The following is a 13349-nucleotide window of genomic DNA, read 5'->3' as shown; positions in this document are numbered from 1 at the left end:
CACAACACACGTGTCGATCGACGACTTGCGCGCACCATCCCCATCAGCCATGCCTTGCGAAATCGCTCGGTTTCACGTCACAAGCCCACGCTTTGCGCGACGAGATCCGCGAACACCCATGCATCGCCCTTGTCGTACGTCTCGGGCGCTTCCGTGACGCCCAGCGTCGGATACGGCTGCGGGATATAGATCTGCCCGGGCTTCAACGGGCCAAGACGCGTCGCGATCGCCCGCACGTGGTCGCCGCGCAACACGTACGCCTCGAAGCCCGGATCGCGCAGGATGGCCGCCTCGAACGCCGTGGTGGACGCGTGCGCGCCATAGGACTTGCCGGCAGCCTTGAACGGGTGCAGCACCGCGTAATCCTGGCTGGCCGGGTCATGCAGAAAGAAGTGGCCGAGACTCGAGTAGCCGACCACGACGGTATACGCCGGGAACGTGTCCGCCCACGGACCGAGGACCTCGTGCGATTCCGGCGCGATCAAGTGGTACAGCGAAACGTTCGTCGCGTCGGCGCGCTCTGTACTCTGGCTCATTGGATACCTTGCTGCGATGGCGCGCCAGGATACCAAGCCACGTGCATCCGCCTGCTGTCAGCGTGTTCACCTAGGCCTTGGCCGTGGCTCCGTAGCACTTGGCCGATCCATCCAGGAAGAACTGTACGTCGCGCGCTTCGCACCAAACTTCCAGTTCGGCCTTGAACACCGGCCACAGGTCGCGCGCCCATTCGGGTGCACTTTGCACCCAGGCATGCCCGGTGGGCACGTAGACCGTCGGCACGCCCATCGGGAAGTCCAGCAAGAACGCGCCACCCGGCCCGATGCAGACGAGTTCTTCCTTCCATCGGGGTTGGAATTGGAATGTGGTCATGGTGGGCAGATGCATGAATCGATACCAGCGGCGAGTTTGGTGGATCGAGACTATCCGTGCCGACATCTTCATTTTCTAGGCAATGGAGACGTCAGCTTCCACTTCTTGAGAAGATCACGATATCGCTTGACGTGGCAATGACAAGCGTCTTGCCCGTGTACGAAAATCCACTAGCTCTCAGCTCGTACTCCGCACAGATCTTATGAAAGATCGCTGGCTTACCGTATCGGGCGCCGTAGAGAGATGAAAAAGGCTCTACGAGAATAATTTCCCTGGTGGGCCAGTCGAGGGTTACCAGTTCAATATGCCAACCATCGAATGTGCTTAACGGTAGACCTCCACCCATTAGGCCGGATGTGCGGATTTTCTTTCCCTGCAGTGGGCCAATTCCATTGGCCTCCAGGAACTCCTCTCCCTCATAGTCCCCATCATAGTCTCGTGAAACCTTCTGCCCGGTATCACAGTCGATGACACCCCGCCCAGCACTTGAAATGACGAGCAAATACTCGGAGTCAATATCGAATCCGATGGAGTGCAAACCGCCAACAGCAACCTTCGCCATTTGGCGCCAAGGACGTGGAGGTTGTACTACCTTTAGCTCACGTATCTGCTCCTTCAACCCATCGAGATGACTGGTCGAGAGATGACTGGTCGACATGCTGTCTAGCCTTGACGCAAGTTCGTGCGGAGTGCTGTCAGATTGCAGAAGCGTCCGGGGCCTCCCGTCTTAGTCGACACTCGCCACGACCGGCTCCTCTGTGACCACCGAGTGTTCACAGGCCACCAACAGGTTTTTGGCGCAGTAGAGCCACCAACCTTGGTCGCCGCATTGTAGTGCCGTACGACGTAAGCATGTATCAGGATCCGCAGTGCTTCCATCGCGTTGCCGGCCGCATACATGGCCTGCGCATGCATGGCCGGCAATGGTGCTTGACATAGTGGTTGTAACCGTCAGTGCAGCGCGATGGGCAACGCCGCCGGTGCGTCATTGGCTACTCCGCGCGGTTGAAGCGGTTCATCGTGATCGCCGGCTCTCCGTTGATGTTCAACCAGACCACTGTTTCGGTCATCGTCTTGCCGTCAGGCGCGACGGTGTAGGTACGCGTCGTGCGTGGCATTCCCTTCAAGTAAAAGGCGGCGACCATCACGTTCGGCGCCGGCAGCCATACGGCCGTGGTGTCGACCGTCGGGTAGCCTTTGCTTGGGGCTGCGGTTCCGTCTAGCGGATAAATGGCGACGGCATGGATGTCATGCCCATCACCACCGACGATGTCGGCATTCGTCTGCCACTTGCCCGTGCCCACATCGCTGTAGGTGAGAGAGGCGCTTTTCGGCCGCTGCGCGGGCGGCGCCGGCATGCTCGCGACATCAAGCACCCATTTTCCGAGCAATGCGGACTTGGAGGATTGGGTGAGCGCGGGCGCGCTGCAGACCAGGCCCACGATCAGCAGCAGTACGGCGAGATGCTTTTTCATATGGTCTCTCCAGGAGCTGACGCGCATTGTTGCGTGGCTTGCAATAGTGGTCTCAGGGCGTCGGATACGAGAAATTCCCAGACATCCTAGTACAGAGAAAGTGCGCCCGCGACTTTTCCCCTCTCAATTAATCCAACTGGCGAGGCTGCTCTCGCTTTAACCGGAAGTTACGGTACATACTCGTACTGGTAAGGGGCTCGACGTCTAACTTTAATGAAATCATTAGTATCCGGAACCTCTACACGCACCACTTCCTCAACCCAGTCATCGGAGTAAGCCAGTCCATATTCAACTTCAAAATGCGGATTCCACGATATTTCATAAACTGGAAAACCGCTAATTAAAGGATATCGAACACTGTAGACGATGAGCGGCCTCTGCCTAAGGCTGATGCGGTTTGCGGCCTTCCAAAAATCCTGGTGTTGTCCGGAAGATATAGCAGAAGCGTACGCTAACGCGTAATCGGCTTCTTCAAAGACGACATCAATGGTCTTCTGAGCATCCTCCAAACTTCTACCCATGGGATATTCTTCGCTGTACTCGATGTAGATCATTGTTGTCCCATGCTGGAACTCGCAGACTCTAGAATCGCAATGCGCCCAGTGCCCGTACATTTCCGCTAGCGAAAGAGAAGCGCTCATATTCTTACTCGTTACGGCTGAAGGATGCCTTGAGGGCAGCAAGAGTGAATTTTCGGAGTTTCACGCACAAGGCAAGGCAATTCGGAGCCCATTTTTTCGCATAAGATCTTCCGGTTTATTCTGCCAATCCATTCAAGTCCGCAGCACGTACCATTTCAGGATATACCCATGAGTACTCAGTCGAAAGGACAGAGAGTTGTGGGTGAAAGTATTTCAAAATTATTGCAGCCTCCTGCCACGTTATGGATCGGGGCTCAACTTTTCCCCCGCACCCGGTCATGCCGGTAATCGGATTTGCACGGCTGGTTGGGGTGTACTCATAGAGCAGGGCTCCAACATATCCATTGGGCTTGTACGCTGGTGGCGCCAAATTGACTTTGAATATCAACTCACATTCAGTGCCATCGGCTGTTCTAAAGGAAAGGCTGAGCGATCCACCATCACGGTAGACACCGAATCCTAGAAGTTTTGAATTCGCCAGTTCCACGATGCGTCAAGGCCAAAGATAGAACTTGTGTCAGAGTGAACTTTCAAGGGTGTCGCAGTCAACAAAGCGCACTCTGTTCCCTCTTTTCCATCTCCAGCAGGCGAGTCTAATAGCACTGCCACGCAAGCGCCCACTCGTCTTCTTTTCCGGGCGCTGTTCCGCGGCCGAAGTAGCCGACGCCGCCGTCGCCCCACATCCAGCGCCCCTTGTCCGTGGAGTCGATCTGGAAGACGAACTCCGGCGATGCGGGATGGCGCTTGAAAGGTGCCCAGAAGATCTCGGCCTGGATCAGCGTCGGCCATCCTCCCAGCTTGAAGCCATCCAGGTTCCGGAAGAGATCGTGGTAGTGCGCTTCGATATCTGCTGGCAGATCCATCGGCGCATCCTCCCAGCACGGGTAGTCGTCATGAAAGACATGCGGCCGCATCGGAAATGCACTGATCGGCGAATCAGTGTGCCGTGGCGTCAGCGGGATCAGTCCATCGAGCCGCTTGTACGCCCGCAGACACCACCCTTCCCCGTTGGGCGTATCGACCGGGAGCGTATCGGGACCGATGAACACCGCAATCAGTGCGATATCCGCGAGGCGGGCCGGCCGCAGCGGCAATTCGCTGACGTTGATCTGACACAGCGCATGCATCGGCCGTCCCGCGGTCTCCGGCCATGTCTCGCCCGGCGCGCAGACGTTCACGCGACCGAACCAACTCGCCAGGGGATCGTCGGGCGGCCGGAATCCACCGATCTCCAGGATGACACCCGAGCGGGCGAGTTGGGCTTTGAGGTCGTCAGCTGTCGTCGTCACGTGTGCGTCTCCCGCGCTTCATCCAGGCTGGGCCGTATTTACTGGCTTTGCGTTCGATAGAACAGGAACCAGTGTGCAATTCCAAGACAAGTGCGCTCCGATCCCGTTTCCCCGGTACCTCGGACTTGAGCGCGTTGTCAGGCCCCCCGTTGCGCAACGAGCCGCTCGTATACGCGTAGATCAGAATCCGAGAAGCAACAGAGGACAACCTCTTCTAAGCCGAGGTCAGGTGCAGTGGCCTTCACCGGGCCACCAAGAGCGACAAGCAATCCGGGGAAGAGCTTCATGGATTCCATGAGCGATACACCAACTGGGTTCAGCCGCGCCACGAAGCGCGATCGTCTCCGGTATACCGTAGGCATGCGTCCCATGTACGTCAATCATCGGACTAGCTTTCAAGGGTGTCGCACCTAGCAGCGCACTCTTGCCTCTACTTTTGCTCACAGCCGTCGAAGACAGGCTCAACACCAGCCTGTCGCGCCAATAGCAGCTGCTCCGACGTGGGTCGATATGTGGCGGGCCAAGGTGGCCCAAGCGCGACGGGTGGACAGAACAGTGAGAGCGGAACTCCGGCGCTCACCAAGGCATCCTGAAACAGCTGCGCACGCTTGAGTGCCAGGGCGCTGCATTGCGCATCCGCACATTCGCTTGGGTCGGCTCTGCCAACAGCCTGATACCGAATCTGATTGACGCGCAACATGATCTGCGAATCGTGCTCCACGGCGCGCATTAACCACTCTGTAGAGTCGACGGATGTGGTCAGATCATTGTCAATAGAAGGCTGTCCAGGCTTGAAGTAAATGCAGAATAGATCCGGACCAGACGCGCTTAGCGTCAGTGGCAATGCTAGGAACAAGAGCAATACGAGAGCAAAAGGAGTTTTCATGTGCGGTCAAGGTTTGAACTACACAGCGGACCAAGAGCGAAGCAATTGAGGGTCAGCCAGGTTAAATACTTAGGTGGCACGTCATGCAGGCGGATTGATTGCCGCCATCGCACTTGTCCCACAGCTTTTGCAACAGAGCCCAGGGTCGCCAAGCGTATTGCAGGTAACTCCAGCCACCGGAAGACGGCAACGAACGCAGTGAAACACCGCCTCTGAGACTTGGCCAACACGCGGGACATACCGAACCCCCAGCTCATCGAACTCAACTACCCACCAACGGCGCTTCCGGTCGTACTGCGCCGTTCCATGCCCCTCAAGATCCTCGGACTCATCCGACTCATCGTAGGCTATAAGCGGAAGGCCAGGCGACAGCACAACCCCAGCGTTTGATAGATCGCGGATGCTACCGAATGTGTCGAGAACGACAGCGGTACGTTCCGGACTGATGACGCCACGCACCAGACCGTTGAAGTCTGCATAGATCCGAATTCGCGGAGGATTGCCCATTGTCACTAGCACCACAGTTAAACCGCGCCACGATCTGGAGGCGGTTTGAATCAACTGTCAGGACTCATCCTCCGGCGTCCAGTTTGTCACCGCGATGAACTGCTCTGACTCCGGGAGCTTTTCAAATGCGCTGCCTTCCGGGGCATCCAGAAACGGAATAATGCTTGGGTCGTAGTTGGCGATCGTGTTGACGTCATAGATGGCATGGTTGGCTGGGTTGTCCATGTACGCATCGTCTTCGGAGCCTGACATGAAACGCCAACCGCTATCGATGTCGTTGTCCGGCGCCTCGCGGTACATGAAGCGCACGGAATCACCGTCGACGGTGATCCTGTCGGTGGCAATACAGCCTCCGTAGCCTTCGGCCATTGGCTTGATCTGATCTTGCGAGAGTCGGAACTGCTTGGTCATGCGTCCTAACACCTGGATTGGGCGACACCACGAAGCGGGGTCAGGTTGAGCAAATTGTTGGCTCGGATGCTAGTACTCCAAGCCAGGGCGTCCGCCACCACAATGCGGGCAACGTCGATGAAAAATGTCGCTCCCATTGGCCCCGTACTCCAGCTTGCAGCCATCACAGCGTAGAACGTATATCTTTTGCAGGTGGTCGGTTCCCAGCAGGCCTGTGGCGCGTACCGTGACCTGGTCGTTCTTGTTGCGGTAGCCGGAAATTGTCGTGCCTTTAGATGCTGCCATTGCGTCTCCAGTGCGGTCCAAGGCCTGAACTCAGCGCGCCACGAAACATCCTAGGCTTGCATGCATGCCTAGGCGGTGGTGCCAGGAGATAAGCATCGACCGCGCTCCCCAGCACTGCCGCCAAAAGCGGAGCATGCCACAGATCGCGACCATGAGGACTTGTCCAAAGTGGACGCAGCACCGCGCGTCCATCACTAGACTTATGCCTGAAGTGAGCGGACCCACGGGTACGCATTCGTATCGGGTGGATTGTTTTACCCAGCATGTCTAGATAGACATGGCCACTGCAAGAAATCCTGAACTCATCCATACGAGAAGACAAAGCCCGACACAAGGCAGCGCAAGCGCGCGCCAGTAGGCGCCAACAGCGGCGACGGCCGCAACAAGCAGAGTGGAGCCCCAGAACATGGGGTACGCCCCGGCTCCCCAGACAAGCCAATACGGTGGACCAATCAGCGAGGCGCCAAGGAGCGAACCAGAAGGTAGCCAGCCCGGCTGACGCAGTACGACCAGACAAAGCGTGAGGTAGCAAAGCACCAAGGCAAGCAACGACGTGGTTGCAACGACTGCCCACGCCGACGAACCAGTGCTTTCGGAGCATGTGGGGCCATCAAGAACCCTGCTGTTGTGCCTGCGGCCTGGGTTGCACCGTGCGCGGAGCGTGCCGGCTTCGGCGAATCCATACCGGGAGGCGGTGACGTAAGAACCGTGCTGCCGGACGCTGCCACCGAGAATCGAGCTTCCCACAGATCGCGGTGTTGGCGCTAGAGCCGACTGAAATCGGAGCAAACTTACAGACGTGTCGCCCACAACAAAGTGCAATCTCCCCTTGCCTTCGCGGTCTTTCCTATTTGCGCTCGACCAACCTGATCTGGTCGCCCTGCACGTCCCAGATCGTTCCCGCGGGCGCGGTGGCGACATAGATGGGCTTTCTGGCCCATAGGCTCCAGAACACGTGCGCCTCCGTGGGCACGGGATCGAGCAAGTGGGTGATCATCAGCGCCTCCACCTTTGGGCCCGTCTCTAGAACGATGCATGTGCGCGTGAATGCCCGATGGGATACGACGCGCGCGTCCTTCACCGAGAAGCGGTAGGTGCCGCCGATCGGCACCACGTTGTTTTTTGTGGTTGCTGGAAGAAGGTAAACGACCCAGTCTTCTTCGGGACTCTTGCCTGGCAACACAACGGAGTTGTACTTCTTCGCGCATCGCTCGAATTGCGCCGTCGTTGCCGCGGCACGGGCTTGCGCCGCACCCGTTTCGTAAGCGGTGAGTGCAACAGGCGCTTCCAGCGCCTTGACAGACCCGGCCTTCCCATTGGTGACGGCGACCCGATAGATCGCCGCCGGCGTGCTGTCCAGAAACGTCACGACAATGTCGGCGCCCTGCTGTTCCGTGACCCAGCCCTTGACCCGATTGTCTCGCCTGAACTCGGGCACTGCCAGCACCGCGTCGGTCGCCACGGACGCGGCTTGATCGTGCAGGTAGATCGCGCTTCCGACGGTTTGTGCGGACGCAATTTTGGCTGCCTCGTCGGCTGGCGAAAGCGCAGCTGGAAGTGATTCGTCTGCATGCACCGACGTGCATGCCACAGCGAGAATCGCGGTCAGTATCAGTCGAATCACTTGAAGTCCCGATTATGAGTCCAGCGCCTGCATGATGCCGCGCCGCGAGGTGGCGGCGACTCGGATGGATCTTAGGCCGTATTCGCGATCTTGGGCAGATAGAAGTACGCCGTCAGCAGCGCAGTCGCAAAGAACATTGCCAAGCACAGGTTGAGTGCCGCGATGACGGCCGAGGCAAAGAGCTTGTTCTCGAGCGAGTGGCGCGACCGCCACAGATAGAGACCAATTGCAGCAGTAACGGCTGCACTGAGCCAAAGCGCAGCTGGGGAATAGGGCAACCAAGCAGAAAACGAACGAGCAACCCCCGGCACACGCGGCCCATAAGACTCGAGCTGGCTCGCGGGGAAAGCAGCGAGAATCTGCGACAGCTGTGCCGCCGTGACAAGCGATCCGAAGAGGCCGCAGAGGTAGATCCAGACGCCGATGACAATCTTTAGCATGGGATCCAACACGAGCGTTAAGCAGCGGAGCCGAGCGAGATGGACTCGAGTGAATTGTCAGAACCCTGCCCGCGACAGCGCGTAAGTCAATTCCAACTGGTTGCAGCCATGGTCGTGCAAGATGCCATCCGCATCCAACAGCCCAACCTCAAATCCGTCCTCGACGTCCTCGTAGTAGAGCAGGCCGGACGGCAGCTCCGCAACAACAAGGACCTGCTCCAAGCCGAAGCTGCGCTGGAAAGGCACTGAGTAGAACGGCACACGGTAGCGGGCGAACGCAGTCTGCTGCGCAGGCGAGCAGCCAGGAAGCTGATCGGCCACCAGTGCCTCAAGCTCATCGACCGTAATGGGCTGCCAGGCTTCCATAGGACTCATTCGTTTGAATTAAACCGCACCGCGAGGCGGCGTTGGCTTGGATGAATTGTCAGGTTCCGCCCCGGACCCGCTTCTTTTGAAGATACTTAAACTTCTCAACGTCATGCTCTACTGAAAATTCCCAGAAAGATTGGTATGGCTCACGACCGCTGAAGGCCAACAACAGCGGCTTCTTGGTATAGTTTCCGGCGCCAGGGCTGCACATTCCAGATCGGTTGAGGTCTTGGCGCGTGGTGAATTGATCACCTGGCTTGTATTGACCCTTCCAGCTCACGACTACCGTCCACAAAATCGTCTGGCGAAACGGCTGCCTATAGCTCGGATCGTTCGCGGCACGAGGAACATTCGAAATTTCCGCCGGATAGGCAATCACAAGGTTGTCCTTAAGAGCCACAACCTTTTCGGGCTTTAGATCAAAGAACTCGCACGCGGACGCAACCTGCGACCAGAAAATAACAAGCCCTATCGCTAATATCGTGAAAATTCTCATGCAGTACCTAGCCACCTGTTGGATCGCCTAAACGCGGCATCATGCAATCCTGGCTGAGCCAATGAGCGCCGTCAATCCGGCCTGAACGTCAGTAACCCAGCTTCCGCGCAAAGCGCCATGTCTCCATTTTTTGGGGTAGCCGTTCTCGCTCAATCCACCGCTTTCGGATTTCACTCAAGATCAAGCACTTCGTTGCGCTGTGTTACTTCGGCCACCTCCCCTCCAGCCACTACGCGCAGCCGTGGCTCCCTGACGTCGCCACCTTCCGGCAGTGCTTATCGCGCCTTGCTTGAGCGACGAACTGCGTGCCTACATCCGCATTCGCCTCCAGCAACAGCTGGCTCTCGGCCATCATGCGTTTCGTGGCATGGTCTAGGCCAAGACCCGCCGGTTCGCGGGTGTCAGGCTAGCCCATCGGCTACCCAAACCCACACGATCAACGAATAACTCAATCCACCTCCGCTATCCCTCGTTGTAAGAAGCCTATCGATGGAGCTAAGCGACGCACGACAGTGCGTGCACCTTGAACGGGATGTTAGGTATACACGACTGTTGAAGAAAGATGGGGATACATATCGGACATGTCCTCGAGGCACTTGCACATCAGTTGCGCATCCGTGGGCATGCGCAATGAAAACTGCTGCCAGCCGTCTAGAACTAGTTGCTCAGGCATTTCTACCAGACCGGTGATGGCGTCCCAAAATGCATTCCAATTGCGGCCATACCAGCTAGGGAAGCCGAGCGACTCCATGAGAAGGGTATGCAGATCCTTCGCGGACGTTACGTTTCCGAGCTCAATTCGAATCACAGGGACGCGTGCCATGAGATTTACGTGGTATCTAGATTAATCCGCGCCGCGAAGTGGCGGCGGTTTGAATGAATTGTTAGGCGCCCGAGTCATGCTGCAGCTTTGAAAATGAGACCTTGGAAGTCTTGCAGACGATGTACACCGCCGTGTGCGTTACCAGCATTGTACATAGCCAGTGACTCGTCTAGCCTCCTGCTAAGCCGGCCATCATTGTCCGCATCTGGAAAATCTTGAAGGACAAGCGCGACGCCATTGAGTATAACTGGGGCCAGAGCGAACTTTAAAATCGTCGCGCATGCAAAGTGTACTTTGACCCCTGTTTTCACAGATGCCGATAGCTTGGGTCCGGAGGCTGGGTGCTTTTCGTTCTTGGTTCGGGCCATGTTCAGGGTTTAGAGCGGCTCACAAAACCCTTCTGGCGTCGTTACCGCATCTTGTCGTACTACTCGTACTGCCTTCGATGCGGTGCCTCGCCAGAACCGCTTCGCTGGGTTTTGGGAGCCGCTCTTATTCACGCTGAGCGTGTCGCGCCCGAGGCTGACGCGCTCGCAGGCAGCCGCGAGGCGGCCCCTGCTGCGCGGTCCGGCACCACATGGCGCCAAGCGTCCAGCGCGCTGCCATGCAAGGGGGCGCCGCCCACGCTGGACAGCACTTCAGGCGGCCATGCGGGCTTACTCTTGATGTGGAAACTGGCCCAGCGGATCAGGCCGTAGAGCATGGTCAGCGGAAAGAGCGGGATGGCGATGACCTGCCAGAGGATGGCGCCCAGGTCGGGGTGCTTCCAATGCTCCGCACTGCCCGGGCCGATGAAGGGTTGGCCGAAGAAGATGCAGCGCGCCAAGCGCATCTCGAACAAGGCCTCATTGGGCCCGTCGCCTTCGACGAACAGCGGCCCTTCGTGCTCCATGAAGCGGCGGATGTGCTCCCAGTTATCGAGCAGGGGCTGCACGGCGATGGCGCTACTGGTCAGGCCCAGGCCGAACTGGCCGACCACGCGGGTATCGCCGGGCGCGGCCAGCACGATCATCTGCAGAGTGGCGTTGTCCTGTGCGACGGTGCCGGTGAATGTCTTGAAGCGGACGACCTGGGCGCGCACGCAGGCCCAGTCGTAGCTGAGGATCTCGTGCTGGCCGCCCCCGCCCCAGAGCGGCCACCAGCCGAAGAGACGCGTGTTGTCCTTGAAGACATGGACCTTGCCGGCGTTGCGGTCGAACAGGGTGGGTGCGTGGCGGTAGCCGATGAGGTCGAAGCGGAGCATGAACGTAGTAGCCAACAGCATGATTCCACCGAACACAGCCGAGAACGCATCGAAACTTGTGAAGAGCATTGGAATCAGCAAAGCGAGCAAAGGGCTCATGATGGCGATTGCTCCGAAAGCAAGATAGCCTACGAGCAAAGTCATCATGCTGCCGTACGCCAGCCCATGCGGAAACGCCTCGATGACCGCGCAACCGCTACGGGGCGATCGGCTGGCCGGTACGCTGTGCGGCGGCAAGAGCACCGCCCCGGCGCCGATGCCCCTGAACACTTCGTTGTCGTGCAGCTTGAAGAACTCGTCGCAGGCCGCCTGGCCGAGCCAGTCGAGATAGGACATGCCCAGTGGCCGGCCAGATGCCGATGGCTTGGATACGGAGACAGGGTGCTTGTCGTTCTTGGTTCGGGCCATGGCCAGGGTTTATTCACGATGAGCATGTCGAGCCCGCGGCTGACGCACTCGAAGGCAGCGGCGCAGCGGTCTATGCTACGCGGGCCGGCACCATATGACGCCAAACAGAACTGGGGTCAGAGCTAACTTTAAATTGCCTTGCATACAATAAAAATGCACTCTGACCCCTGTTTCCTGCGGCTTCGCTGGTGTCAGGCCAGCCCATCGGCCACGCAAACCCACCACGATCAACCAATAGGTCGTCCTGAGCCCGTTGCTTAAAACTAAATCCATTATACAAAAATCAAAGTTAACCCGATCCGGTTACTCATTGTGGCGTCGGTCTAAATTAATTGTTAGACGATATCATTCATTCCTTCGCTTTAGTACCGCCTCTTCTGGATTTGCAATAGCTGATAAAATGTTTTCCGCAACCTTATCCATCAACTTGCTTCCCCAGAATGGGTCGCTTGTGTCGTAATAAATTACACGAATATGTTTAAGATCAAAAGGAACGTCTGATTCGTTACCACAGACTAATACGACAGGTTTCTCAAGTGCGTGCGCTAGGCCAAGCTCATAAAATACATTTGGATTCCTCGTCGTCAGTTCTGCGACAAGGACTCTTGCTGCATGTATTCCGGACCATATTTGATCCATTATTTTCCCAGTTCCAAATATTTCAGTGTCTGCGCGAACCGGCCGCAGGCCTGCTTTTTCAATGGCCGGCTTGTAGATCTTTGAATAGTAGTCGCCCTGCGGAACAGCGAATGGCATCATGACGAAGCAGCTTTCCCCGGCCTCAACTTTTACCGCCCTATCTAACTTCTTAAACGTGGCTGTGTTGCCTGGACTTTGTTCGTGGCCCGAACTCACATCTAGCACTCGATGCTTACCTTCAGATTCAGCAACCAACTCGGCGGAAGCGAGCGACTCCAAAAAAACGTCCTGGAATTCGTCCACTTTGTCCGCCGGAACATCAAAAGTGTCAACTAAGGCGTTGTGGAAGAACTGTGCATCTGGAATATATTCACCTCGATAGTGCCCGTATACATCTGAGATCACGGGGGCCGAGAGTACGGCTTCGCGGATTCCGCGCAGCCGATCATCGGGATCCTGAGGCCGTAAAATTTGCTTGGCCCTATCCGTAACTTGCACTTGGCCCGCTACCGGACGATCTAGAAATCCATATTTAATGCCTGAACTAACTTCGGTCTGAAATGGACCAGCTTCTCCCAGTCCTAAGAATGCGGCTGCTTCCTTGACCGTGCAGGAGCGACCTGCATTTTGATCCAAGATTGCCTTCGGGATCCTCAGTGCCTTTTCCACGGCATGGCGTGGGTACTTCGCGGGAGGAGACTTCTCCTTTGCAGAAGCACGCTTGGCCGCCTTCTTGGCAGAAACACGATCAGCTGGTTTCTTGGCTGGAGCTTTCTTAGCTCGGGCTGAGGCCGTTTTACCTTTTGAGGGCTTTCTAGAGGCCATGAGATATCCTTGTTGTGTAATATCGTCTAACGTTGGAAATAGGTCGAGCCGAGGCGGCGTCGGCTTGAATGAATTGTTGGCTGCTCTTAAAACTTGGTTCAGAGTGAACTTTCATAGG

At 57.1% G+C, this 13349-nt stretch carries 14 protein-coding genes; all 14 read right to left on the bottom strand.

Annotated elements, in window-relative coordinates; genetic code table 11:
- Window positions 1-77: 77 nt before the first annotated feature.
- On the bottom strand, window positions 78-536 hold the full coding sequence (locus tag AC1PLR_RS00280; RefSeq protein ID WP_481102271.1) for a T6SS immunity protein Tdi1 domain-containing protein: 459 nt from the start codon (window positions 534-536) through the stop codon (window positions 78-80).
- Between the two features lie 70 nt (window positions 537-606).
- The gene (locus AC1PLR_RS00275; RefSeq protein WP_481102270.1) at window positions 607-885 is read right to left on the bottom strand and encodes a hypothetical protein; all 279 of its coding nucleotides are present in this window, start codon (window positions 883-885) and stop codon (window positions 607-609) included.
- Window positions 886-961: 76 nt separating this feature from the next.
- Window positions 962-1528 carry a hypothetical protein gene (locus tag AC1PLR_RS00270; RefSeq protein ID WP_481102269.1) on the bottom strand — a complete coding sequence of 189 codons (567 nt, stop codon included), beginning with the start codon at window positions 1526-1528 and terminating at the stop codon, window positions 962-964.
- 334 nt (window positions 1529-1862) lie between these two features.
- Window positions 1863-2345 carry a hypothetical protein gene (locus tag AC1PLR_RS00265; protein ID WP_481102268.1) on the bottom strand — a complete coding sequence of 161 codons (483 nt, stop codon included), beginning with the start codon at window positions 2343-2345 and terminating at the stop codon, window positions 1863-1865.
- 167 nt (window positions 2346-2512) lie between these two features.
- Window positions 2513-2986 (bottom strand): hypothetical protein, encoded by a 474-nt coding sequence (locus AC1PLR_RS00260; RefSeq protein WP_481102267.1) that lies wholly within the window; start codon window positions 2984-2986, stop codon window positions 2513-2515.
- 593 nt (window positions 2987-3579) lie between these two features.
- Entirely contained in the window at window positions 3580-4275 is a 696-nt protein-coding gene (locus tag AC1PLR_RS00255; protein ID WP_481102266.1) for a DUF1963 domain-containing protein, read from the bottom strand.
- Between the two features lie 1450 nt (window positions 4276-5725).
- Entirely contained in the window at window positions 5726-6079 is a 354-nt protein-coding gene (locus AC1PLR_RS00250; protein WP_481102265.1) for a DUF2185 domain-containing protein, read from the bottom strand.
- A gap of 1132 nt (window positions 6080-7211) precedes the next feature.
- Window positions 7212-7988, bottom strand: a complete 777-nt coding sequence (locus AC1PLR_RS00245; RefSeq protein WP_481102264.1) for a hypothetical protein — start codon at window positions 7986-7988, stop codon at window positions 7212-7214.
- Between the two features lie 71 nt (window positions 7989-8059).
- Window positions 8060-8428, bottom strand: coding sequence for a hypothetical protein (locus tag AC1PLR_RS00240; RefSeq protein ID WP_481102263.1), 369 nt, complete (start codon window positions 8426-8428; stop codon window positions 8060-8062).
- A 57-nt stretch (window positions 8429-8485) separates the two neighbouring features.
- On the bottom strand, window positions 8486-8794 hold the full coding sequence (locus AC1PLR_RS00235; protein ID WP_481102262.1) for a hypothetical protein: 309 nt from the start codon (window positions 8792-8794) through the stop codon (window positions 8486-8488).
- A 58-nt stretch (window positions 8795-8852) separates the two neighbouring features.
- Window positions 8853-9293: a hypothetical protein gene (locus tag AC1PLR_RS00230; RefSeq protein ID WP_481102261.1), complete on the bottom strand. Its 441-nt coding sequence runs from the start codon at window positions 9291-9293 to the stop codon at window positions 8853-8855.
- 535 nt (window positions 9294-9828) lie between these two features.
- Entirely contained in the window at window positions 9829-10044 is a 216-nt protein-coding gene (locus AC1PLR_RS00225) for a barstar family protein (protein ID WP_481102260.1), read from the bottom strand.
- 568 nt (window positions 10045-10612) lie between these two features.
- A complete protein-coding gene (locus AC1PLR_RS00220; RefSeq protein WP_481102259.1) occupies window positions 10613-11695 on the bottom strand; it encodes a DUF6708 domain-containing protein in 1083 nt (360 codons plus the stop codon).
- Window positions 11696-12112: 417 nt separating this feature from the next.
- Window positions 12113-13231 (bottom strand): hypothetical protein, encoded by a 1119-nt coding sequence (locus tag AC1PLR_RS00215; RefSeq protein WP_295864201.1) that lies wholly within the window; start codon window positions 13229-13231, stop codon window positions 12113-12115.
- Window positions 13232-13349: the final 118 nt, after the last annotated feature.

It is taken from the genome of Xanthomonas sp. NCPPB 3570 (genome assembly GCF_056725115.1).
This window is presented reverse-complemented; position numbering and strand designations above follow the sequence as displayed.